Annotated in this window: 22 protein-coding genes; 13 read left to right on the plus strand and 9 right to left on the minus strand. The window is 71.5% G+C overall.

The genetic code is table 11. The features are described from left to right. Positions 1-219 precede the first annotated feature (219 nt). The 3 genes from EXE50_RS15530 (at position 220) to EXE50_RS15540 (ending at position 3,559) form a co-directional block, all read left to right on the plus strand. Positions 220-1,284, plus strand: coding sequence for a glycosyltransferase (locus tag EXE50_RS15530; RefSeq protein ID WP_053771269.1), 1,065 nt, complete (start codon positions 220-222; stop codon positions 1,282-1,284). After that, positions 1,285-3,030, plus strand: a complete 1,746-nt coding sequence (locus EXE50_RS15535; protein WP_137705504.1) for a DUF2070 family protein — start codon at positions 1,285-1,287, stop codon at positions 3,028-3,030. It abuts the gene before it with no gap. 64 nt (positions 3,031-3,094) lie between these two features. Beyond that, on the plus strand, positions 3,095-3,559 hold the full coding sequence (locus tag EXE50_RS15540) for a hypothetical protein (RefSeq protein WP_053771271.1): 465 nt from the start codon (positions 3,095-3,097) through the stop codon (positions 3,557-3,559). A 9-nt stretch (positions 3,560-3,568) separates the two neighbouring features. Here the strand turns inward: EXE50_RS15540 and EXE50_RS15545 are convergent, their stop codons facing one another. Further along, complete coding sequence (locus EXE50_RS15545) at positions 3,569-4,582, minus strand: lysylphosphatidylglycerol synthase transmembrane domain-containing protein (protein WP_053771272.1); 1,014 nt, start codon at positions 4,580-4,582, stop codon at positions 3,569-3,571. A gap of 148 nt (positions 4,583-4,730) precedes the next feature. On the opposite strand from EXE50_RS15545, the gene EXE50_RS15550 reads away from it, so the two are divergent. The 5 genes from EXE50_RS15550 to EXE50_RS15570 all read left to right on the plus strand — a co-directional run bounded on the left by EXE50_RS15550 (position 4,731) and on the right by EXE50_RS15570 (position 9,765). Further along, positions 4,731-5,597, plus strand: coding sequence for a hypothetical protein (locus EXE50_RS15550; RefSeq protein ID WP_053771273.1), 867 nt, complete (start codon positions 4,731-4,733; stop codon positions 5,595-5,597). A 58-nt stretch (positions 5,598-5,655) separates the two neighbouring features. Then, the gene (locus tag EXE50_RS15555) at positions 5,656-6,684 is read left to right on the plus strand and encodes a glycosyltransferase family 4 protein (protein WP_137705505.1); all 1,029 of its coding nucleotides are present in this window, start codon (positions 5,656-5,658) and stop codon (positions 6,682-6,684) included. An 88-nt stretch (positions 6,685-6,772) separates the two neighbouring features. Beyond that, positions 6,773-7,549, plus strand: coding sequence for a pyrroline-5-carboxylate reductase (gene proC, locus EXE50_RS15560; RefSeq protein ID WP_077152265.1), 777 nt, complete (start codon positions 6,773-6,775; stop codon positions 7,547-7,549). Further along, positions 7,542-8,417: a glutamate 5-kinase gene (proB, locus tag EXE50_RS15565; RefSeq protein ID WP_053771276.1), complete on the plus strand. Its 876-nt coding sequence runs from the start codon at positions 7,542-7,544 to the stop codon at positions 8,415-8,417. The genes proC and proB overlap by 8 nt, the downstream gene beginning before the upstream one ends. Further along, positions 8,410-9,765, plus strand: a complete 1,356-nt coding sequence (locus EXE50_RS15570) for a glutamate-5-semialdehyde dehydrogenase (protein WP_137705506.1) — start codon at positions 8,410-8,412, stop codon at positions 9,763-9,765. The genes proB and EXE50_RS15570 overlap by 8 nt, the downstream gene beginning before the upstream one ends. 141 nt (positions 9,766-9,906) lie before the next feature. Here the strand turns inward: EXE50_RS15570 and EXE50_RS15575 are convergent, their stop codons facing one another. Both EXE50_RS15575 and EXE50_RS15580 read right to left on the minus strand, forming a co-directional pair. Next, positions 9,907-10,233, minus strand: a complete 327-nt coding sequence (locus EXE50_RS15575) for a NifU family protein (protein ID WP_053771278.1) — start codon at positions 10,231-10,233, stop codon at positions 9,907-9,909. Between the two features lie 332 nt (positions 10,234-10,565). Then, entirely contained in the window at positions 10,566-11,573 is a 1,008-nt protein-coding gene (locus EXE50_RS15580; protein ID WP_053771279.1) for a lysylphosphatidylglycerol synthase domain-containing protein, read from the minus strand. 250 nt (positions 11,574-11,823) lie between these two features. On the opposite strand from EXE50_RS15580, the gene EXE50_RS15585 reads away from it, so the two are divergent. The 4 genes from EXE50_RS15585 to EXE50_RS15600 are packed head-to-tail and all read left to right on the plus strand — an operon-like array spanning position 11,824 to position 15,718. Next, positions 11,824-12,918, plus strand: coding sequence for an extracellular solute-binding protein (locus EXE50_RS15585; protein ID WP_053771280.1), 1,095 nt, complete (start codon positions 11,824-11,826; stop codon positions 12,916-12,918). Position 12,919: 1 nt separating this feature from the next. Then, positions 12,920-14,035, plus strand: coding sequence for an ABC transporter ATP-binding protein (locus EXE50_RS15590; protein WP_053771281.1), 1,116 nt, complete (start codon positions 12,920-12,922; stop codon positions 14,033-14,035). Beyond that, the gene (locus EXE50_RS15595; RefSeq protein ID WP_053771282.1) at positions 14,026-14,922 is read left to right on the plus strand and encodes an ABC transporter permease; all 897 of its coding nucleotides are present in this window, start codon (positions 14,026-14,028) and stop codon (positions 14,920-14,922) included. The genes EXE50_RS15590 and EXE50_RS15595 overlap by 10 nt, the downstream gene beginning before the upstream one ends. Next, complete coding sequence (locus EXE50_RS15600) at positions 14,915-15,718, plus strand: ABC transporter permease (RefSeq protein ID WP_053771498.1); 804 nt, start codon at positions 14,915-14,917, stop codon at positions 15,716-15,718. The genes EXE50_RS15595 and EXE50_RS15600 overlap by 8 nt, the downstream gene beginning before the upstream one ends. 26 nt (positions 15,719-15,744) lie before the next feature. On the opposite strand, the gene EXE50_RS15605 is transcribed toward EXE50_RS15600, so the two are convergent. From EXE50_RS15605 to EXE50_RS15615, 3 genes are all read right to left on the minus strand, one after another. Beyond that, positions 15,745-16,527 (minus strand): endonuclease/exonuclease/phosphatase family protein, encoded by a 783-nt coding sequence (locus tag EXE50_RS15605; protein WP_053771283.1) that lies wholly within the window; start codon positions 16,525-16,527, stop codon positions 15,745-15,747. Further along, on the minus strand, positions 16,524-17,924 hold the full coding sequence (locus tag EXE50_RS15610; protein ID WP_199241443.1) for an MFS transporter: 1,401 nt from the start codon (positions 17,922-17,924) through the stop codon (positions 16,524-16,526). The genes EXE50_RS15605 and EXE50_RS15610 overlap by 4 nt, the downstream gene beginning before the upstream one ends. A gap of 269 nt (positions 17,925-18,193) precedes the next feature. Next, entirely contained in the window at positions 18,194-18,532 is a 339-nt protein-coding gene (locus tag EXE50_RS15615; protein ID WP_137705507.1) for a hypothetical protein, read from the minus strand. A gap of 198 nt (positions 18,533-18,730) precedes the next feature. On the opposite strand from EXE50_RS15615, the gene EXE50_RS15620 reads away from it, so the two are divergent. Further along, positions 18,731-19,954: a DUF2238 domain-containing protein gene (locus EXE50_RS15620; RefSeq protein WP_137705508.1), complete on the plus strand. Its 1,224-nt coding sequence runs from the start codon at positions 18,731-18,733 to the stop codon at positions 19,952-19,954. A gap of 80 nt (positions 19,955-20,034) precedes the next feature. Here the strand turns inward: EXE50_RS15620 and EXE50_RS15625 are convergent, their stop codons facing one another. The 3 genes from EXE50_RS15625 to EXE50_RS17225 all read right to left on the minus strand — a co-directional run bounded on the left by EXE50_RS15625 (position 20,035) and on the right by EXE50_RS17225 (position 21,335). Next, positions 20,035-20,778 carry an SDR family NAD(P)-dependent oxidoreductase gene (locus EXE50_RS15625; protein WP_137705509.1) on the minus strand — a complete coding sequence of 248 codons (744 nt, stop codon included), beginning with the start codon at positions 20,776-20,778 and terminating at the stop codon, positions 20,035-20,037. Between the two features lie 112 nt (positions 20,779-20,890). Further along, positions 20,891-21,031 carry a hypothetical protein gene (locus EXE50_RS17540; protein ID WP_199241444.1) on the minus strand — a complete coding sequence of 47 codons (141 nt, stop codon included), beginning with the start codon at positions 21,029-21,031 and terminating at the stop codon, positions 20,891-20,893. Positions 21,032-21,197: 166 nt separating this feature from the next. Then, positions 21,198-21,335, minus strand: a complete 138-nt coding sequence (locus EXE50_RS17225) for a hypothetical protein (RefSeq protein WP_158293672.1) — start codon at positions 21,333-21,335, stop codon at positions 21,198-21,200. Between the last annotated feature and the right edge of the window lie 56 nt (positions 21,336-21,391).

Here is a 21,391-nt window from a genome sequence, read left to right on the forward strand (position 1 = left end):
GTCTGGGCGGGGTCGGCCGTCGCCGGTCCGACCGGTCGGCTCGGGAAATGAAAATGTTGAAGCGGTCTGGTAGTGAATCCGGCGAATGACCGTGGTACTCGCAGTAGCCGTCGGCGCGGACGACGAGCCGAGCCCCGCCCCGACCGGCGCGTCCCCCGCCCGCCGACCCCTCCGCGGCGGTTCCGGCCGCCGGCAACCCCCCAACCGTCAGACGCGACCATGAACATCGGCTTCTTCACCGACAGCTACTTCCCCGGTATCGACGGCGTCACCTACACCATCCAGTCGTGGCGCGACCGGCTCGAGTCTCGGGGACACGACGTCTACGTGGTGTATCCGGCGAGCAGTCACGAGCCGGACGACCACGAGATTCCGGTCCCCTCGCTGCCGAACCCCTTCTACCGTCAGTACCGCCTCCCCACGTTCCGCCGCCTGTCGACGCTCCCCGACCTCGACGTGGTCCACTGCCACGGCCCGGCGTCGACCGGGCTGATGGGCCTCCGGTACGCGAGGCGGTACGGCGCGACCTCCGTGTACACGCATCACACCCCCGTCGAGGACTACTTCGTTCAGGGGCTCAAGTCGGAGCGGCTCGCCTCGGTCGTCGGGCGGGCGTACGTCGCCTACGAGAACCGCTTCCTCAACGCGTTCGACTGCGTCACCGCCTCCACCTCGCGTATCCGGCGGGACGTGGAGCCGTACCGGCTCCCCGTCGGGATCGAGATGGACCGGTTCCGGCCGCGCGAGAACGCCCGCGTGACCGCGACGGCGACCGACGGCGGGCCGACGGCCGTCGACGCGCCGGTCGTCGGGTACAGCGGCCGGATGACCCGCAAGAAGAACGTCGACGAGATCCTCCGGCTCGCGGAACGCCTGCCCGAGGTGCGGTTCGAAGTCGTCGGCGAGGGGCCGGTCCGGGCGGATTTGGAGGCCGACGCGCCGGGGAACGTCCGGTTCCACGACTTCCTGCCGCGCGAGGATCTCCCCGACTTCTACGCCGCCCTCGACGTGTTCGTCACGGCGTCGACCTGCGACACGCTCGGGCTCTCGACGCTGGAGGCGAACGCCTGTGGCACGCCGGTCGCCGCCGCGGACGTGGCGCCGTTCGACGAGACGATCGGCCCCGAGAACGGGGCGCGCTTCGCGTTCGGCGACCTCGACGACATGGAGCGCGCGGTCCGCGACTGCCTCGACGGCGACCGGGACACCCGCGGCGCGGTCGAGCGGTTCTCCGTGGAACGGACCGTCGACGAGCTCGAATCGATATACGGGGTGACGGCGTAGATGGGCGCCGACAACGTCGACGCGTTTCAACGGTTCATCTTCTCTGTGCCGCCCCTCAGGATTCAGGCGGCCGCCCTCGTCGCTCTCAGCGTCGTCTACGCCGTCGGGACGGTCGGCGGAATCTGGCTCTTCACGCCGTTCGCTCCCGAACCGTCCCGGATCTTGCCGGTGGCCGTTCTCATCTTTTTGGTCCCCTTCGTCGTCGCGGCCGAACTCTTCCCCCGGGTCCTCGACGGCTACCCGCGGTCGTGGAGCTACTTCCTCGCGCTCACCTCACAGTTCGTCCTGTTCGTCTACGCGCTGGTACTCTCCGGGGCGGACAACGTCGGGAACGCCTGGAGCATCATCTGGCTCAGCTTCATCACGCTGTACCTGATCAACATCTTGGTGCTCGTCGTCTCGACGGGCATCGACCGGTTCGACCGGATTCTGCTCGTCTCGCTGGTCGAGCCGGCGGGGCTCATCGCCGCCTTCTACGCGCTGGGCGGGAGCGAACTCGGCTTCTCGACGTACCGACACGTGTTCGCGTTCGCCTCGCTGCTCATCGCGGCGGGCTTCCTCGTGTTGGTCCTCGTCGTCGTCGACTACCTGATCAAGAGCAACACCGACGTCTCCGCGTTCGCGCTCACCTCCGGTCTCCTCCGGAACGACCGCGAGTCACTCGACCTGGGCGTCGAGGCCCGTCCGGCCGTCGAGACGTTCGCCGTCGACAACGGGAGACGGCTCACGGTGGCGGCCCCGTGGGTCCACCCCGGCCCGCTCGGCGGGTTCGGCGGCGGCCAGCTGAGCGGGAACCTGATCGAGGCGCTGAACGAGGGCCGCGGGGTCGACGGGGCGGAGCGCGCCGAGACGGCGGCCGCGACCGACGGCGGCGCCGCGGCCGCCGCGTCGGCGGACGCGGCCGGCTTCTTTTTCCACGTCCCGTGTACGCACAAGGAGGACCTCTCGAACCCCGCGGACGCGGAGCGGATCCTCGACGCGGTCGCCGACCCGGACCGGACCGAGCGCGTCTCGCGGCTCGTGACCGCGTCGTACGGCGAGCGCGAGGGCTACGCGGACGTGCGGTTCCACGGCCGCCGGATCGGGGACAAGGAGGTGATCGTCCTCCACGGCGAGGGGATCGACGACTACGACACGGGCGTGTTCATGCGCGACGTCGACCACGACCAGGTGCTGCTGATCGACCAGCACCGACACGACATCCAGAACGGCCCCGACGTCGAGATCCAGTACGGCTCCGCGACGGCCGACCGCCTGAAGCGCGCGTTCGACGACTTCCGCGACCGGCTCGCGGACACCGACCTCGTCGAGGACTACGCCGCCGGGTTCGCCGTGACGCGGACCGGTCAGGACGCGCTGGCGATGGTCGAGCGCGTCGACGGCCAGGAGGTCCTCTGGATCGGCGTCGACACCAACGGGCTCACCCCCGACGTGCGGGCGACCGCCGACGAGTACCGCGCGGAGTTCGACGCGGTGATCCCCTTCTCGACGGACACCCACGCGTCGATCCACGAGCTGGCGAACAAGCGCGAGTCCGACATCGACGCCATCGAGGGCGCGGTCGACCGCGCCGTCGACGACGTCGCGCCCGCGACGGTCGGGTTCGAGAGCAACCGGACCGAGCCGGTGAAGCTCCTGAAGAACGACTACAACGGGCTCGTGTTCAGCGTCAACATCCTCATCCGCCTCACGCTCATCTCGCTGGTGATCCTGTACGCGCTGCTCGTGTTGTGGCTGTTCTTCTGAGTCGGACGCACCACCGAGCGGCTCGCTCCCCTTCGCTTTTGCCCGTCCCGGTCCACGTGTCCCCATGGCCCCGCGAGCCCTCCTTGGCACCGGTCGGTCTCCGAATCGCGCGCTCCGCGCCGTCGGCGTCGCGTTCGTCGCCGCCTCGTTCCTCGTCGCCTTCCCGTGGGAGCCGATCCGAACCGCCTGGCGGTACCCGATCTGGGCCGTCCTCGTCGCCGTCGGCCTCGCGAGCGCCGGGTACGCCGGGCGCCACCGCGGCGGCCTCCTCGCCGGCTGGGGAGCGACGTTCCTCGCGGCGATCTGGGTCTTCGTCGTCCCGCCGCTCGCGGCGGTCGTCCGCGGCGCCACGCTCGACGACGGCGGCTACGCGGTGCCGCGGCCGTCGACCGTCGCGCTGGGTCCGCGCGCCGAGCTGCTGACCGGCCTGCGAATCGGCCCGGTCGTCGCCCTCGCGGTCGCGCTCACGCTCGGGAGCGCGGCGTACGCCCTCGGCGCGGCGGTGCGGAGGCGACCGGACCGGTTCTGACGCGGCGCGCTACTCGAACGCCCTCACGCCCAGCGCGGACGCGGAGGCGCCCCCGATCACCATCGGGACCCAGTAGACGGCCCCGCGGAAGACGAGGACGGCGGCGGTGATCGCGGAGGCGGCGACGCCGGTCGTCGGCACGAGCAGCCCGACGAGCGCGGCCTCGATGCCCCCCAGCCCGCCGGGGAGCGGGGTCGCGCCGGCGACGTACGACAGGGGAACGACGAAGACCGGGATCACCGGCGAGATCGGGTGGCCGATCGCGGCGAACGCGGCGGTGAGCGCGGCGGCCTGGAAGAGCCAGCCGAACAGCGAGAGCGCGACGATCCCGAGGAGGCGCGGCCGGTCGGTGCCGACGCGCTCGATGTCGGCGAAGAAGTTGCCGAGGCGGTCGGCGAGGCCGGCCTCGATCGTCTCGGCGTCGAAGCGGTCGAAGCGTCCGAGGAACGGGCCGACGGCGCCCGGAACGCGGTCGACGACCGCGACGCGGTAGCGCCAGACGAAGGCGATGGCCGAGACGATGGCCGCGATCAGCGCGACCGCGCTCGCGACCGCGAACCCGACGCGGTCCCCGACCGCCGTGGTGGCCGCGTAGGACCCGACTCCGATGAACACGAGCGAGACGGAGGGGACGACGTTGAGCACGTCGACGCTCGCGATGCCGACGAGCCCGGTCTCGTAGCGCGCCTCGCCCACCTTCGAGATGAGCGCCGCGGCGACCGGCTCGCCGCCGGCCTGTCCGAACGGGGTGACGTTGTTCGCGAAGGCGGCGCCGCTGTACACGAGGAACGCGGTCCGGACGGACATCTCGACGTCGAGGGCGCCCAGCACGGCGCGGAGCATGAGGCTCCACGCCGCGAGCCAGCAGAGCCCGAGGCCGAGCGTCACGGCGACGAGACCCGGGTCGGCGGCCGCGAGCGCGTCGACGATGCGGTCGACGCCGACGACGACGAACAGCACCGCGAGGAGGAGGACGGCGCCGCCCGCACCGAGGATGAGCGCGCGCCGTTGTGGGCCGTCCATGGACTGGGTGGGGCGGTAGCGAACTTGAAACGTCTGCTTCGCGCCCGCCGGCGCGTCGGCGTCTCCGGGCCTCGGCCACGCTCGCGGACCGCCGGTCCGGGGGCGAGAATGAGAATGCATACGTACCGGCGGGCCGACGGCCCACCTAATGGAAGATCAGCGGTTCCTCGAGTCGGAGTGGGATTACTGTCTGGTGCTCGACGCGTGCCGGTACGACGTGTTCGCCGACGTGTACGACGAGTACCTCGACGGCACGCTCGAGAAGCGGCGCAGCGTCGGCTCGTCGACGCCCGAGTGGGCCTACCGCACGTTCACCGACGACCACGACATCGCGTACTTCTCCGGGAACCCCTTCATCAACGACCTGGGGATCCCGCTGAACGAGCTGAAGTGGGGCGCCAGCTGCGACTACGAGTGGACCGCCTCCGAGCACATCAGCGACATCCACGACGTGTGGAAGACCGACTGGGACGACGACCTCGGCACCGTCCCGCCGGAGGGGATCGCGGACGCGTTCCACCGCAACCAGGACGCCGTCGAGCGCGCCGACCGCACCGTCCTCCACTACATGCAGCCGCACGCGCCCTACCTCTCGCGCGGGAAGGGGCAGAAGCTCAAGCAGATCCAGAAGGGGATCAGAGAGCAGGGGGAAGCGGAGGAAAACGGCGGAAGCGAGGACGACGGCGGGCTCCTCTCCTCGCTCAGCGACTCCGTCCGGCCGAAGATCGAGAGCCGGCTCGACGACAGCGAGTTCGCCCAGAAGGCGGGGCTGTGGCTCGAACTCGACCCGAAGGACCTCGTGAAGGACGGCACGCGCGTGACCGCGCTGTCGATGTACGAGGAGAACCTCCGGATCGCCTTAGAGAGCGTCTCGGAGCTCGTCGACGAGCTCGACGGCGACGTGGTCGTCACCGCCGACCACGGCGAGGCGTTCGGCGAGGAGGGCGTCTGGGAGCACCACATCGAGACGTACATCCCCGCGCTGATGGAGGTCCCGTGGCTGGAAGTCGAGTGAGCGACCGCGCCGGGGCCCGAGACGCGACCGCCGCGCGGCCGCGCCCGCCGACCCGCCGATGAAGGTCAGCCACTACTTCGAGTTCGCGGAGCGCGTCACCGGCGGCATGGCGGCGTCCGTCGACCACCAGCGCAAGATGTTCGACCGTGTCGGCGTCGAATACACGACGGAGCCGACGCTCGACGCCGACGTGCTCCACCTCAACCTGATGGGCCCGCGCTCGGTCTGGTACGCGCGCCGCGCCCGGAAGGCGGGCGTCCCCGTCGTCGCGCACACCCACGTCACCGCGGAGGACTTCGGCGACAGCTTCCGGTTCACCAACGCGCTCGCGCGACCGCTCAGGCCGTACCTCCGCCGCGCGTACGGGCTCGCCGACCGGCTGATCTGCCCCTCCGAGTACAACCGGTCGGTGATCGAGGGGTACACCGACGCGCCGACGACGGTCGTCTCGAACGGCGTCGACCAGGGGAAGCTCTACGGGTTCGAGTCGCTGGAGGCCGAGTACCGCGACCGCTACGACCTGGACCCGCCGACGGTGTTCATGGTCGGCCACGTGATCAAGCGGAAGGGGCTGGAGACGTTCGTCGAGACGGCCCACCGGATGCCGGACGTCGACTTCGTCTGGTTCGGCCCCATCGATCGCTCGCTGAAGGGCCGCGAGACGAAGCGGCTCGTCGACGAGGCGCCCAGGAACTGCACGTTCACGGGGTTCGTCGACGACATCCGCGGCGCGTACGCCGCGGGCGACGTGTTCTGCTTCCCGACCCACGAGGAGAACGAGGGGATCGCGCTGCTGGAGGCGATGGCCGCCGGCAAGCCGCTCGTCGTGCGCGACATCGAGACGTTCTCGTGGCTGGACGACGGCGAGGAGTGCCTGAAGGTCGGCGACGAGGGCGACGGGGCGCACGCCGCGGCCGACGCCGACGCTCGCGGGGACAACGTCGAGGGGTTCGTCGAGGCCATCGACGCGCTCCGCGACGCCGACCGCCGGGCGGAACTCGGCGCGCGGGCCGCCGAGCGGAGCGAGGCCTTCTCGCTCGACGCGATCGCCGACCGCTACCGATCGCTGTACGCGGATCTGGTGTAAGCGTCCGCGAGGGGGACGAAATCGACCGATCGCGGAAAATTGCGAAAACCGCAGTTGGTATGTCCGCCCGACGATACCGTAGGGCCAAATGACTCGAGTGAGCGTTATCGGCTGCGGGAACATGGGGGGTGCCCTGCTCAGGGGGCTCGCCCGCGTTGAGGGGTACCACCTGACGGCGATCGACCTCGATCCCGAGGCGCTCGCCGCGATCGAGGACGCCGTCGACGAGACGACCGAGGACGTGGACGCGGCGCGCGACGCCGACATCGTCGTCCTCGCGGTGAAACCGGACGTGGCGCCCGCGGTCCTCGACGACCTCGACCTCCGGGAGGACCAGCAGTTGGTGACGCTGGCGGCGGGGCTCCCCCGCGAGTTCGTCGCCGCCCGCACCGACGCCTCCGTCGTCCGGATCATGCCCAACCTCGCGGCGGAGACGGGGAACATGGCCGCGGCCGCGACGAACGCGGGCCTCACCGACGAGGTCCGCGCCATGCTCGACGCGGTCGGCGAGTTCGTCGAGGTCGACGAGTCGCTGATGCACGTCTCGACGGCGGTCAACGGCAGCGGTCCCGCGTTCGCGTTCTACCTGATCGACGCGATGAAACAGGGCGGGATCGACAGCGGGCTCGACGCCGAACAGGCGGAGACGCTGGCCGCTCAGACGTTCAAGGGCGCTGCCGAGACGGTGCTCCGCGACGACCGCAGCGTCGACGAGCTCATCGACGCGGTGTGCTCGCCGAACGGGACGACGATAGAGGGGATGGAGGTGCTGTGGGACAGCGAGGCCGACGCGGCGGTCGAGGACGCGGTCGCGGCCGCCGAGCGCCGGTCCCGGGAGCTCGCCGAGGCGTTCGACGATGGCTGAGGACGCGAGCGTGGAGCGGGTCGGCGCGACCGACGGCGAGCGCGTGGCGGCCGCGCGAGAGGAGGCCGCCGCGGCCGACCGCGTGATCGTCAAGGCGGGGACGAACTCCCTCACCGACGACGACTCGCGGCTGGACCGGGTGAAGCTGGACAAGCTGGTCGCGGACGTGATGGACCTCCGCGAGCGCGGTACCGAGGTCGTGCTGGTCTCCTCCGGGGCGGTCGGCGCCGGGACGGGTCGGCTCGACACGGGGCCCGAGTCGCGGGACGGCGTCGAGTCCATCGCGGAGAGCCAGGCGCTCTCGACCGTGGGCCAGGGCCTGTTGATGCGTCACTACACGCAGAGCTTCGAGCGGTTCGACCAGGACGTGGCGCAGATCCTCGTGACCGGGACCGACCTCGACGCCCCGGAGCGGTTCGACAACTTCACCAACACCGTCGAGACGCTGCTGTCGTGGGGCGTCGTCCCCGTCGTCAACGAGAACGACGCGGTCGCGACCGACGAGCTCCGGATCGGCGACAACGACATGCTGTCGGCGTCGATCGCGATCGGGCTCGACGCCGACCTCCTCGTGACGCTCACCGACGTGGACGGGGTCTACACCGGGAACCCGAAGCGCGACGGTGACGCGGAGCTGATCGAGGCCGTCGACGACGGCTACGAGCGGCTGCGGGAGATCGTCGGCGACGGCACGGAGACGGACTTCGGCGGCATCCGCACGAAGGTGGAGGGCGCCCACGACGTGAGCCGCCACGGGATCCCCGCGATCATCGCCGGGTCGGCGGAGCGCGACGTGTTAGCGCGGATCGCAGCGGGTAAGCCGACGGGCACGCTATTCGTGCCGGAGACGGGTGACGACGATGAGTGAGAGCAACACCACCGACGTGGAAGCGGACACCGACGAACTGGCCCGGCGGGCCGAGCGCGCCGCGCTGCGGCTCGCGAACGCCGACGAGGCGACCCGCGACGAGGCGCTCCGGTCGATAGCCGACGCGATCCGCGAGCGCGAATCGGAGATACTCGAGGCGAACGCGGTCGACGTGGAGGCCGCCGAGGCGATGCTCGCGGACGGCGAGTACACGCAGGCCCTCGTCGACCGCCTGAAGCTCGACGCGACGAAGGTCCAGGAGATCGCCTCGATGGTCGAGTCGGTCGCCGAACAGGACGACCCCCTCGGCGAGACGCTCGCGGCGCGGGAGCTCGACGAGGACCTCGAACTCTACCGGGTGGCGGTGCCGATCGGCGTGGTCGCGACGGTGTTCGAGTCGCGGCCCGACGCCCTGGTTCAGATCGCCGCGCTCGCGCTGAAGTCCGGGAACGCGGTCGTCCTCAAGGGCGGCAGCGAGGCCAGCGAGTCGAACCGCGTCCTCCACGAGGCGATCGTCGACGCGACCGCGGACCTGCCCGACGGGTGGGCAGCGCTGATCGAGGCCCACGAGGAGGTCGACCGCCTCCTCGAACTCGACGACCGGGTCGATCTCGTGATGCCGCGCGGCTCCTCGGAGTTCGTCTCCTACATCCAGGAGAACACCCAGATCCCGGTGCTCGGCCACACCGAGGGGATCTGCCACGTGTACGTCGACGCGGACGCCGACCTGGAGATGGCCGCCGACGTGGCCTTCGACGCGAAGGTCCAGTACCCCGCCGTCTGTAACGCCGTCGAGACCCTGCTCGTCCACGAGTCCGTCGCCGACTCGTTCCTCCCGGACCTCGTCGAGCGCTACGAGGACGCCGGCGTGGAACTGCGCGGCGACGGGCGGACCCGCGAGGTCGTCGACGTCGGGCCCGCGACCGCCGACGACTGGGACACGGAGTACGGCGACCTCGAACTGTCGATCAAGGTGGTCGACGACGCCTACGACGCGATCGACCACGTCAACGACCACGGCTCGAAACACACCGAGTCGATCCTGACCGAGGACGCCGAGACGGCCGAGACGTTCATGACCGGCGTCGACGCCGCGAGCGTCTTCCACAACGCCTCGACCCGCTTCGCGGACGGCTACCGCTACGGGCTCGGCGCGGAGGTCGGCATCTCGACCGGCAAGATCCACGCCCGCGGCCCGGTCGGCCTGGAGGGGCTCACCACGTACAAGTACTACCTCGAAGGCACCGGGCACCTCGTCGCGAGTTACAGCGGCGAGGACGCGGTCCCGTTCACGCACCGGGAACTCGACGGCGCCGAGTGGACGCCGGGAGCGCTGTCGACGCGGTAAGCGGAACGCCGCCGCCGACGCGACGGAACCGCGGCCCGAGGCGGAAGCGCGCGACGACCGGCGGTCGGTCGGCTCGCGGTCGTGGGACGCGCGCGAAAAAGCCGCGCTCGGCGGGCGGCCGGACCCGAACGGGGCGGCCGCTCAGAACGGCGGGCTGTAGTCTTCGTACTCGTCCATCTCGTCCATCTCGTCCGTCTTCGACGGCATGACCGCGGCGCGCGGCCCGCCGGCCCGGACGACCTCCACGTCCTCGAGCCCGTCGACGCTCTCGGGGAGGCGGCGCTCGATGGCCCGCATCGTCATCGGGGCGATGCCGCACCCGGAGCAGGCGCCGCCGATGGCGACGGTCGCCGTCCCCGCCTCCTCGTCGACGTGCCGGATCTCGAAGTTGCCGCCGTGCTGCTGGATCTGTGGCACTTCGTTGCTCAGGAAGCTTCGCGTCTGCCGTTCGAGTCCCTCTGCGCTCATTGCGAACGGACATTGTCCCCAACGTATCATAAATCTTTAGTTTTAGGACACCCTAAAATTTGAATATACAGGCTCCGAAACGGTTTTTCTGGCTGTTTACCGAGTGCTACTTATCGATACATATCAATTTTTAGTACTGCCTAAACGCGTGCGGAGCGTCGTCGTCGGTCGGTTCGGCGCCCGCGTCGCCGGGTCTCGTCTCAATATGTTCCCAATTAGCGTGATCGGACCGAAACGGCGGCCGGAGACGGTGACCGTCGGCGACGACGGCGGACGCACGCGCCGGGATGGTCGTCCGCGGACGAGATCGGAGCGACGGGGCTGGACGCGGGTCACCCGGTCGGGCGCCAGCCGCGGAGGGACGCGACGCAGAGCCCGCCCGCGATCCCGCTGAACGGGAGCGCGAGCGTCCGAACAACGAGGACCGCGGCCGTCGCGGCCGCGCCGGGAACGCCCGCGACCACGGTCAACGCCCCGCCGAGGAGCAGGTCGTAGGCGCCGAGGCTGCCCGGGATCGGGACGACGCTCGCGATCTGCGGGAGCGGCACGAGGACGAGGATCGGCAGGAACGCGCTCTCGACGCCGAGCCCGGACAGCGCGACCCACAGCGCGGCCGCGGTGAGCGCCTGCTCTACCAGTCCGCCGAGCGCGATGAGCCCGATCAGCCCCGGAGTCCGTCGGAAGTCGACGATGCGCTCCCAGTAGCGCGCGACGCCGGCCTCGACGAACGCCCTGTCGTGCGGCGGGTCGCGGTACAGCGCCGACACGCGAGTGATCACCGGCGCGAGCAGCGCGACGATCCCGTCGGAGAGCCGGTCGCGGGTCGAGAGCACCGCGGCGCCGAACAGCGCCAGCCCCCCGACGGCGACGCCGAACGTCGTCAGGATCGGCGCCGCGTCCGGGGCGTCGAGCAGGACGGCCAGCCCGACGAGGGCCGAGAACGCCGCCTGCGTCCCCGACTTGACGTACTTCGCCGTCGAGCGGACGCCGAGCGCCTCGGCGTACCCCGTGTCGGTGGCGACGCTGAAGAACCGGGCCATGATCGGCTCCGAGCTGACCGGTCCGGCCGGGCTGAGCGTGTCGAAGAAGTCGCCGGCGAGCGCGAACCGAACGCTCTCGCCGGCGGAGATCCCGTCCCCGAGCGGGGCGATCGACGCCCAGACGCCGATGGCGTCCGCGATCCCCTCCAAGACGACGAGCAGCGCGACGACGGCGAGGATCAGCGGCGTCACCGCGAGCGCCCGGTCGAGGACGGTCTCGATCCCGACGGTGTACAGGTACCCCGCCAGGATCGCGGCACCCGCGGCGACCCCGACGAGGAACCGCAGCGCTCGCCGCATGGGTCAGCGACGCACCGCCTGGGGGGATCCGACCATCGGTTCGGTCACCGTCGGGCGCCCGGAACGCGCGAGACGATCACATCGTGCGAGCCGAGCGACTTGAACGGTTCCATCGGCGCCGACCGGGCGACCGTAGGTGCGTCGACCGCACCCGTCTCGGCGCGTCGGCCGGCCAGTCCGACGCGGAGCGCGACCGCCGTCTGACCCGTTCGACCGACCGTTTTTGGTCGTCCGGGCATAGGGATCGGCAATGGCAGATCAGCCCGCAGGCGACGCCGTCGGAGCCAGTCGACGAACGTATCTGACGGCGGCCGGCGGCGCGGCGGTGACGGCGCTGGCCGGCTGTATGGGTGGCACCGCGAGCGGGACCGACACCCTCCGCGTCTCGGTCTGGAGCGGCACGAACGAGACGGTGTTCCGCGAGGTCATCAAGCCGATGTACGAGGAGCGGACGGGCAACACCCTCGAACTGAGCGGGAACTGGCAGGGGATCCTCTCGAAGATCCGCCAGTCCCCCGCGGACGACCCGCCGTTCGACGTGACGGTCGGCGTCGGGCGGACGAACTACCGCGGCCAGCAGGACGACCTGTGGGTCCCCGTCGACTACGACGACCTCTCGAACGCCGGCGGCATCAAGTCCAACCTGCGCCAGTACCAGATGGCCGAGTCCGGCGTCCCGGTCGCGTACGGGGCCCACGCGTACGTCTACAATGAGAACAGCGCCGCGTGGACGCCGGAGTCTTGGAGCGATCTTCAGTCCGACGCCGCCGAGAACGTCGCGCTCCCCAGCGACTTCTGGCTGAAGCTGTTCATGATGGCGGCGCTGCTCAGGGACGACGAGCCGATGGCCGACGAGGTGTACGACCCCCAGTACATGGACGCCCTCTTCGACACCGTCGAGGGCCTGCCGGTGTCGACGTTCTACCAGGGCACCCAACAGCTCTGGACGGCGCTCGGCGAGGGGCTCGCCGACGTGGGCCACTACTTCTTCGCGTACGGCCTGCGCAAGGCGCGGGACACGGACGAGTACCCGATCGGGGTCACCGTGCCCGACCCGACGACGGGGTACATCGACTACTACCAGATCGTCCGGGGCGCGTCCGACGAGGCGATGGCGACCGAGTTCATCGACTTCATGCTCGACCCCGAGGTCCAGAGCGCGTACGCCGCCGAGTTCAACCTCGGGTTCTCCCACGAGGAGACGACGCACCCCTCGACGACCGCCGACGCGCTCCCGATCGCGAACGACGACCTCGACCAGATCGCGTTCCAGAACTTCGCCGGCGTCGCCGAGTTCTCCGGCGACATGAGCGACCGCTTCCGCGCGTTCGTCCAGGACAACTGAGATGCTCGAACTGGACGGCCTCACCGTCGAGTACGGGGACTTGACGGCGGTCGACGACGTGTCGCTCGCGGTCGCGGAGGGCGAGCTCTGCTGTCTGCTCGGCCCGTCCGGGTCCGGCAAGTCGACGGTCCTCCGCGCGATCTCCGGCTTCGAGACGCCCGCGGCGGGCCGGGTGCGGATCGGCGGCGTCGACGTGACAGAGGCGCCGCCCAACGAGCGCGACTGCTCGCTGGTGTTCCAGGACTGGGCGCTGTTTCCGCGCCAGACGGTCGCGGAGAACGTCGCCTTCGGCCTGAAGATGGACGGCGTCGGGGCCGCCGAGCGCGAGGCGCGGGCCCGGGAGATGCTCGAACTCGTCGAGATGGAGGGGTACGGAGACGCGTACCCCGAGCAGCTCAGCGGGGGACAGAAACAGCGGGTGGCGCTGGCCCGGTCGCTCGTCGTCGACCCCGACCTCCTGTTGCTCGACGAGCCGCTGTCGAACCTCGACCGGCGGCTCCGCGAGACCATGCAGCTCGAGCTCAACGAGATCCACGACCGCGTCGGCACGACCATGCTCTACGTCACCCACGACCAGGACGAGGCGTTCACGCTCGGCGACCGGCTCGGGGTCATGGAGTCGGGGCGGCTCGTCCAGCACGACACCCCGGAAGCGGTGTACGACGACCCGGCGGACCGCTTCGTCGAGTCGTTCCTCGGGACGACGAACTTCGTCGCGTGCACCGCCGCGGAGCCGGGGCCGCGGCCCCGCCTGGAGACGCCGATGGGCGTCGGGTTCGAGGCCGCGGTCGAGGGCCCGTCGCTGGGGGCCGGCGACGCGGTCGTCGCCTCGCTGCGGCCGGAGCGGCTCTCGCTGTCCGTCGCTCCCGCCGAGCGGACGCCGGACGCGACCGTCAGCGACGGCGGCGAGTCAGCGGTCGCGGTGCCAGCGCGCGTCGAGGAGACGGTCTACCGGGGCGCGGACGTCCGGATCCGGCTGTCGGCCGGCGAGACGACGCTGTTCGTCGAGCCGTCGGTCGCGGAGGCGCCCGCCGTCGACGCGGGCGACGCGGTGGTCGTGCGCTTCCGGCCCGAGGACGCGCTCTACTTCGACGGGACGGGGGATAGATGTCGGTGAGCGACGCGCGGGCGGCGCTGCCGGCCGTCGAGCTGTCCGCGCGGTGGCGGACCCTGGCGCTCCTCGTCCCGCTCCTCCTGCTCGACGGGCTCGTCTTCCTCGTTCCGATGGGCTACCTGCTCCGGCTGAGCTTCGCCGAGCGCACGTCGGGCGGCGCCTTCGCGGAGGGATCGTGGTCGCTCGCGGGGTACGAGTACGTCGCCGAGACGCCGCTGGTCCACGAGATATTCGCCTTCACGCTCGGGTTCGCCGTCCTCGTGACCGCCCTCGCGGTCGCCGTCGGCGTGACCTACGCCTACGCCGTCTGGCGCGCCGCCGGGCCCTGGCGGACGCTCCTCCTCGCCGGCGCGGTCTGCTCCCTTTTCACCACCATCGTGGTGAAGCTGTTCGCGGTCGTGCTCGTCTTCTCGCCCCGGGGGGTCCTCAACGACGTCCTCACCGGCGTCGGCCCGCTCGCGGAGCCGCTCCTGCTCGTCGACAACCTCGCCGGCGCGGTCATCGCGCAGCTGTACATCGTCGTGCCGTACGCGATCCTCACCGTCTACGCCGTGCTGACGACGCTCGACGACAGCCTCGTCGAGGCCGCCCGCGACCTCGGCGCGGACCGGCCGGCCGTGTTCCGGGAGGTCGTGCTGCCGCACGCCCGGCCGGGGATCGCCGTGGCGGGCATCATCAGCTTCACCTGGTCCGTGGGCGCGTACCCCGCACCGTTGCTCGTCGGGTCCGGGAGCGAGCAGACGACGGCGATCCTCGTCTCGCAGCTCCTCCTGACCGAGTTCGACTGGCCGGCCGCCGCCGCGCTCGCGGTGATCACCGTGGCGGTGGTGCTGACGGCGCTGCTCGTCGGGCTGTGGCGCCTCGACGACGGGGGTGAGCTCCTTGGCTAGCGTCCGCGCGGTCCGGGGCTGGCTCGCCCGAGGCGCGGTCGCGGCCCTCTTCGGCCTGCTCGTGTCGCCGCTCGTCATCGTCGTCGCGACGGCGTTCGACGCGTCGAGCGCGGTCGTCTTCCCGCCGACGGAGCCGTCGCTGCGGTGGTTCGGCGAACTGCTCGCCTCGCCGACGTGGCTGCGCTCGCTCGCCAACAGCCTCGTCGTCGCGGCCGGGACGAGCGCCCTCTCGATGGGGGTCGGGACGACGGCCGCGCTCGGGCTCCGCGGGTACGACGGCCGGTTCCGCGGCGCGCTCGTCGGGCTCGCGCTGCTGCCGCTGCTCGTCCCGGGAGTCGTCATCGCCGTGACGCTGTTGACCTTTTTCAGCGCGTTCGGCCTCCAGCAGAGCTACCTCGCGCTCGTGTTGGCCCACTCGCTGTGGGCGACGCCGCTCACCTTCTCGGTGATGCAGTCCGCGTTCGCGCGCTTCGACTGGGCGCTCCACGAGGCGGCGCTGGACCTCGGCGCGTCGCGGCTCACGGCGTTCCGGACCGTCGTCGTCCCCGAGGTCCGCGCCGGGCTGGCCGTCGCCGCCCTCGTCGCGTTCATCGTCAGCCTGCAGGAGTTCGTGATGGCGCTTTTCCTCTCCGGCCCCGACACGCGGACCGTGCCGGTGCAGGCGTGGAACTCGCTCCGCCAGAGCCTCGACCCGCTCGTGAGCGTGGTCTCGACGATCCTGTTGGCCGCGGTGCTGCTGCTCGTCCTCCTCGCCGGCGGGCTCGCCGGGCTCGACCGGCTGGCGACCGATACTTGAGAGGCCGCCCGGTGCGGCTCGTCGACTCATGGGACCACATCGGCGACGACCGGGAAGTGGTCCGACGCGGGCGCGTCGGCGTCGTGCGGAACCACTCGGTAGCGTTCGACGGCGCAGCCGCGGACGAGGACGTGGTCGATCCGTCTCGCAGCCGGGTCGCCGCTGACGCCGTCGTCCGCGTCGAAGCCGACGTACGTGCGGTCGGGCCCGTCGCGCTCGTGCGCCGCGAGCCGGGCGTCCGTCAGGTCCGCCGTGAGGGCTTCGTACGGCGGGGATCCGGTCTGACAGTTGAGGTCGCCGGCGACGACGACGGGACCGTCGGGAACGCGGTCCCGGACCAGCCGGGCGCCCTCCAGCCGGGCTCGCTCGCCCGCGTGGTCGAGATGGACCGAGAACACCGCGACTGTCCGGCCGTCGGCGTCGGGGGGTGCCGGCGCCCGCCGGTCCCTGAGCGTCGCGTGCGTGACGGTCCGAGGGATGGCGGCGTCCCACGCCGTGACCTCGCGGTCCCCGCCCGGGGCGAGCCCGAACGCGCCGGCCGAGGCGACCGAGACGCGACGCCTCCGGACGGCGATCGGCGTGTGCTCGCCGTTGCGGTCCGGGAACGCGACCCAGTCGTAGCCGGGAAGACGGTCGCGGAGGTCCGGCAACTGGTCCATCCAGACTTCCTGTACCGCGAGCACGTCCGGATCGATGTCGCGCACCAGCGACGCGACGCCGTCGCGCCGTACGCTCCAGTCCAGCCGCCCCGCGTCGAGGCCCGCGTACCTGACGTTGTAGGACGCGACTCGGAGCGGGGTCCGGGTCACGAACCGCCCTCCGCCGGTCGAGACCCCGCGTCGGGATCGGCGGTCGCCGGTGCGGGACCGTCCCGGACCGCTCGCCGGCCCGCGTCGACGTCCACGCGCGACAGCAACGCGGCCCCGCCCAGGAAGAACACGAGCAGCGAAACGATGCTGTACCGGCTCGACCCGGTGAGTTGTCCGACGAACGCGAACAGTGCCGGTCCGACGACCCCCGCGAGCTTCGACGAGATCGAGAAGAAACTGAAGAACTCGGCCGACTTGTCCGGCGGCGACAGCACGGCGTAAAGCGACCGCGACAGCGCTTGCGTGCCGCCTTGAACCGTCGCGACCGCGACGGCGAGCGCCCAGAAATGCCACGTCTTTGTCATGAAAAACCCGCCGACAGAGATGCCGACGTACACGGCCAGTCCGAGGTAGATCGCCCGCTTCGTCGTGAGTGCGATCCCGCCCGCCGCGAGGCCGATCCGCCGTCCGGGAAGCGAGCCGAACAGGAACGCGAACGGAACGCCGAGGAACTGAACCAACACCAGCGCGCCCACGATTCCGGTTCGTCCGATCCCGATCTCGGAGCCGTAGATGCTCGCCATCCGGATGATCGTTCCGATGCCGTCGGCGTACAGCAGGAACGCTCCGAGGAACAGGAGGAGGTCGGGGTACTCTCGCATGTCGGCGGCCGTGGTCCGGAGCCGACGGACGGCCGTGACCACTGGCGACGAGCGCTCCGACTCAGGGGCGGTCGCGCCGTCCGTCGTGTCCGCCGGGGGTTCGTCGACGTAGGCGAAGAGCGGCAGGGAGAACACCGCCCACCAGACGGCGACCGAGAGGAGCGCCGCGCGGGTGGCGACGTCCGCGTCCGCGAACCCGAACGTCGCCGGCGAGAGGATCCACGCGAGGTTGCCCACGAGGAGGATGCCCCCGCCGAGGTACCCGACCGCGAAGCCGGCCGTCGACAGCTTGTCCGCGTCCGACGCGACGTGCGAGAGCAGCGAGTCGTAGAAGACGTTCGCGCCGACGAATCCCATGTTCGCGAGGACGAACAGCGCGGAGGCGTACAGCACCGCGCCTTCACCGGCGAGGAACAGTCCCGCGGTCGAGACGACGCCGAGGGCGACGAACCCGGCGAGGAACCGCTTCTTCGCGCGGTACCGGTCAGCGAGCGTTCCGAGTACCGGTGAGGCCAGCGCCACGAGCGCTAGCCCGACCGCGGTCGTGTAGCCGAAGTACACTGACGCGAGGTTCCCGGACAGCCCGGCACCGATCACCGACTCGTAGTAAACCGGAAACACCGCCGCGACGACAGTCGTCGCGAACGCCGAGTTCGCCCAGTCGTACAGCGCCCACGCGCCGCTGGCCCGCGAGTCGACCCCGAGCCGCGCACCCAGCGCCCCGATCCGCGTCACCGCGAGCGACCCCCGTCTGTTGGCATGGTCGGAGGCTCGGCGGCCCCCGGCAAAAACCCGACTACTGAGGGGTATAAACGGCTATTGAGCGACCGCCCGGCCGAGCGCGTCGACGATGCGTCTCTTTCCCGAGGGCCGCGCGCACCGACTCCGCCGCCTCGCGCCGACCGGCGGCCGCCTCCGCGGTCGTCCCCGCGCCCGATACCCCCGGCGCGTTGCCCGGTACGCGCGACCGTGCGGCACGGAATCCCGATTCCCTCGCGCCCGCGTCACGGTCGCTCGCCGTCGTCCGGTCGCGACCGCTCCGCCTTCAGCTGGTCCACCTCCCGTTCCACGTCGAGCGCCGCCAGCTCGACGGTCACCCCCTCGCCCCGCTCCGAGCCCGACGCGCCCGCCGTCGCGGGCGCGTCCCCCGAGCCCGACCCCAGCAGCCGCTCGACGCGACGGACCGTTACGTACGCGGTACACGCGACGCCGAGGGCGACCGCGCCGTACGCGGCCAGTATCGCCGCGGGGCTGAACTGCGCTTCGAGCACCGCGCCCGCGAGCCACAGGAAGACGCCGACGCCGGCCAGGAAGCCGACCGCGAGCGGCAGGGATCTGCTCATAGCTGCCCCTCGCGCCGCGAGCCCAAAGCCTTTCGCGTGCCGAGAACCGCTCACTGAGCGCCGTCCACCGAGCGCCCGATCCGAGCGACGTCCGGTCCGAGGCGACTACCGTTCGAGACGCCCCCGACCTCAGGCGACACCGGCCTCAAGCGACCGCGACCCCCCCAGTATTTCAGTCGCGGAGCGGTACCGGGCGGCATGACAAGGCTTCGCTCCGCGCTCGCGCCGGACCGCGCCGACGCGGTCGCAGCGTGGGCCGTCACCGCCGGTCTCGTCGCCGCAGTCGGTCGATTCCTGCTCGTCGGCGAGCCCGACTGGGCCGCGTTCACCGCGCTGCTCGCGCTCGTCGCCGTCGTCGTCCCGGTCGCGACGCGTGACCCGGCGGTCACCGTCCCGGCGGAGCTGCTCGCGGCCGCCGCCGTCCCCGTGGCCGTCCGCGCGGCGGGGGCGCTCCCGGGCGCGACGCCGTTCGTCGCGGCCGCGGCGCTCGGGCTCCTCGTCGCCGTCGTCCTCGACGCGTTCACCTCGCTGTCGATGACCCCGCGGTTCGCCGCGGTCTTCGTCGTCGTCGCGACGATGGCCGCCGCCGGCGCGTGGGCGGTCGGGTCGTGGGTCCTGGACGCGGTCGCGGGGACGAGCTTCGTCGGGACCGCGGACGACCTGATGTGGGACCTGATCGTCGCGACCGCCGTCGGCGTCGGGGCGGGCGTCCTGTTCGACGTGTACTGTCACGTCTCCGGCCGGATCGAGCGGCTCCGACCGGACGCCGACGCCGCCGACGCCGACCGCGCCGTCGGTGGCGACGCCGGGAGCGGCGCGCGTCTCGTCGGGGCACTGCAGGCGGTCCTCCTCGGGATCGCGGCGATCGCGGTCGCCCGCGGCGACGCGACGCTGCTCGTGAACAGCGCCGTCCCGCTGGGTATCACGCTCGTGCCCGCGCTGCTCCGGCGGCAGTACGGCTACGCGATGGACGCGCGCCTCGTCGCGTGGATCGCCGGGGCGTCGACGCTCCACGCCGTCGGCGCGCTGGCGCTGTACGGGGCCTTCGGCTGGTACGACAGCCTCGCGCACACGTTCTCGGCGGGGCTCGTCGCGGGCGCCGGCTACGCCCTCGCTCGGAGCGTCGAGCGGCACTCCGACGCCGTCGCGTTCACGCGCGAGTTCCGAGCCACCTTCGTCGTCCTGTTCGTCCTCGCGGTCGGCGTCGCGTGGGAGGTCCTGGAGTTCGCGAGCGGCGGCCTCGCGGCGGTCACCGGCGGCGAGGCGGTGTTGGCCCAGTACGGGACGACCGACATCGTGAACGACCTCGCGTTCAACACGGTCGGCGCGGTGCTCGTCGCCGCCTTCGCGAGCGCGCACTTCGAGGGGCTCGCGGCCCGGCTCGCCGGCCGCGTCGGCGCCCTCGTCGGCGGCGGCGACTGACGCGGGCACGGACGGGCTGACCGGGGGCGACGTGGCGACCGCGGGAGGAGACGCGACGGTGCGAGGACCCGGGTCCGCGCCTACCCGTCGAACTCCGGCAGCCGCCCGCCGTCGACGGCCACGTTCTCGCCGCTGACGTACGACGCGGCGTCGCTGAGGAAGAACCGGAGCGGCGCCGCCACGTCCGCGAAGTCGGCCGGGCGGCCGCGGGGGAAGTCCTCGACGCCGGCCTCGGTGTTCGAGACGGCGAACGGCGAGACGGCGTTGACCGTGATCCCGTCGTCGCTCGTGTCCGCCGCCAGCATCCGGGTGAACATCAGGACGCCCGTCTTCGCGACGAAGTAGGGGAAGTTGACCGGGTGGGCGTGCATCCGGTCGCTGTCGGCGAACCCGATGTTCACGATCCGTCCCCACCCCTGCTCCCGCATGGCGGGCAGGGCGCGGCGCGAGCAGAGCACGGTGCCGTAGAACGTCGTCTCGACCACGTTCCGCCACGACTCCCAGTCGATCTCGCTCCAGTGGCGCGCGTCGAAGTCGCCGACGTTGTTCACGAGCACGTCGACCGCGCCGAGCTCGGCCTCGACCGCGTCGAAGAGCGCGTCGACGGCGTCGGGGTCGGTGATATCGCCCTGCGCGGTGATCGCGGTCCCGCCGCGGTCGCGGACCTCCTCGGCGGTGGCGGTCGCCGCCGCCTCGCTCTCGTTGTAGTGCACGACGACGTCGGCGCCGCAGTCGGCGATCGACAGCAGTAGTTCGCGGCCGACGCGCTTCGCGCTGCCGGTCACGAGGGCGGTCCGTCCGCTCAGGTCGGGGCGTGGCTCCATACCGGATCCGTGGGCCGGCCCGCCCCTAAGCGTTCCTCACGGTGGGGGTGCGGACGCTCGCCACCCCGTTGAAAACGCCGTCGGCGCGGGGGACGCTCTCCGGCGCCCGCGCTCACTCGTCGCCGCCGTCGCTGAGGATCTCCACGTCCGTCGCCTCCTCCGGCTCGGACAGCGACGGTTCCTCCGCCGGCTCGTCGGTCGATTCGTCGGTCTCCTCTCGCGACCACTCTCGCGAACGATGTCCGTGGCACATGTTACGTAATACCGTATCAGCTGCTGACGGGTAAATCCTCGGCCGAATACGGCTCCGATTCGGGCGCGATGGCCCCGGAGAGCGCCGGACGCTCGGTCTCCCCGGCCGACGGTCGGGCCGCTTCCGTCGGGGTCGGGCGCGCGTCGGACCGTCCCGTCGCGGTCACTCAGAACACGACGATCAGAACGTACCCCACGACGACCGTGAGGGCGGTCCACAACGGGAACCCCTTCGCCTGTCGTCGCTGCTCCGGGCCGAGGTCGCCGATGGACGCGGGATCGGTATCCGCCCGGAGCCACGTCACTCCCCGCCACGCTCGGTCGCCCTCGCGCCGGCGGGCCGTCGAATCCGCCCGCGGTC

The sequence above is a fragment of the Halorubrum sp. ARQ200 genome, assembly GCF_005435115.1.
Taxonomy (GTDB): Archaea; Halobacteriota; Halobacteria; order Halobacteriales; family Haloferacaceae; genus Halorubrum; species Halorubrum tropicale.

Excerpts from the sequence above, each read along its gene's own strand:
- EXE50_RS15580 (WP_053771279.1), bottom strand. The coding sequence starts at position 11,573 with ATGCGGCGAGCGCTGCGGTTCCTCGTCGGGGTCGCCGCGGGTGCCGCG.
- EXE50_RS15535 (WP_137705504.1), top strand. The coding sequence starts at position 1,285 with ATGGGCGCCGACAACGTCGACGCGTTTCAACGGTTCATCTTCTCTGTG.
- EXE50_RS15540 (WP_053771271.1), top strand. The coding sequence starts at position 3,095 with ATGGCCCCGCGAGCCCTCCTTGGCACCGGTCGGTCTCCGAATCGCGCG.
- EXE50_RS15595 (WP_053771282.1), top strand. The coding sequence starts at position 14,026 with ATGTCGGTGAGCGACGCGCGGGCGGCGCTGCCGGCCGTCGAGCTGTCC.
- EXE50_RS17540 (WP_199241444.1), bottom strand. The coding sequence starts at position 21,031 with ATGTGCCACGGACATCGTTCGCGAGAGTGGTCGCGAGAGGAGACCGAC.
- EXE50_RS15575 (WP_053771278.1), bottom strand. The coding sequence starts at position 10,233 with ATGAGCGCAGAGGGACTCGAACGGCAGACGCGAAGCTTCCTGAGCAAC.
- proB (WP_053771276.1), top strand. The coding sequence starts at position 7,542 with ATGGCTGAGGACGCGAGCGTGGAGCGGGTCGGCGCGACCGACGGCGAG.
- EXE50_RS15570 (WP_137705506.1), top strand. The coding sequence starts at position 8,410 with ATGAGTGAGAGCAACACCACCGACGTGGAAGCGGACACCGACGAACTG.
- EXE50_RS15590 (WP_053771281.1), top strand. The coding sequence starts at position 12,920 with ATGCTCGAACTGGACGGCCTCACCGTCGAGTACGGGGACTTGACGGCG.
- EXE50_RS15625 (WP_137705509.1), bottom strand. The coding sequence starts at position 20,778 with ATGGAGCCACGCCCCGACCTGAGCGGACGGACCGCCCTCGTGACCGGC.
- EXE50_RS15585 (WP_053771280.1), top strand. The coding sequence starts at position 11,824 with ATGGCAGATCAGCCCGCAGGCGACGCCGTCGGAGCCAGTCGACGAACG.
- proC (WP_077152265.1), top strand. The coding sequence starts at position 6,773 with ATGACTCGAGTGAGCGTTATCGGCTGCGGGAACATGGGGGGTGCCCTG.
- EXE50_RS15530 (WP_053771269.1), top strand. The coding sequence starts at position 220 with ATGAACATCGGCTTCTTCACCGACAGCTACTTCCCCGGTATCGACGGC.
- EXE50_RS15545 (WP_053771272.1), bottom strand. The coding sequence starts at position 4,582 with ATGGACGGCCCACAACGGCGCGCGCTCATCCTCGGTGCGGGCGGCGCC.
- EXE50_RS15615 (WP_137705507.1), bottom strand. The coding sequence starts at position 18,532 with ATGAGCAGATCCCTGCCGCTCGCGGTCGGCTTCCTGGCCGGCGTCGGC.
- EXE50_RS15555 (WP_137705505.1), top strand. The coding sequence starts at position 5,656 with ATGAAGGTCAGCCACTACTTCGAGTTCGCGGAGCGCGTCACCGGCGGC.
- EXE50_RS15550 (WP_053771273.1), top strand. The coding sequence starts at position 4,731 with ATGGAAGATCAGCGGTTCCTCGAGTCGGAGTGGGATTACTGTCTGGTG.
- EXE50_RS15620 (WP_137705508.1), top strand. The coding sequence starts at position 18,731 with ATGACAAGGCTTCGCTCCGCGCTCGCGCCGGACCGCGCCGACGCGGTC.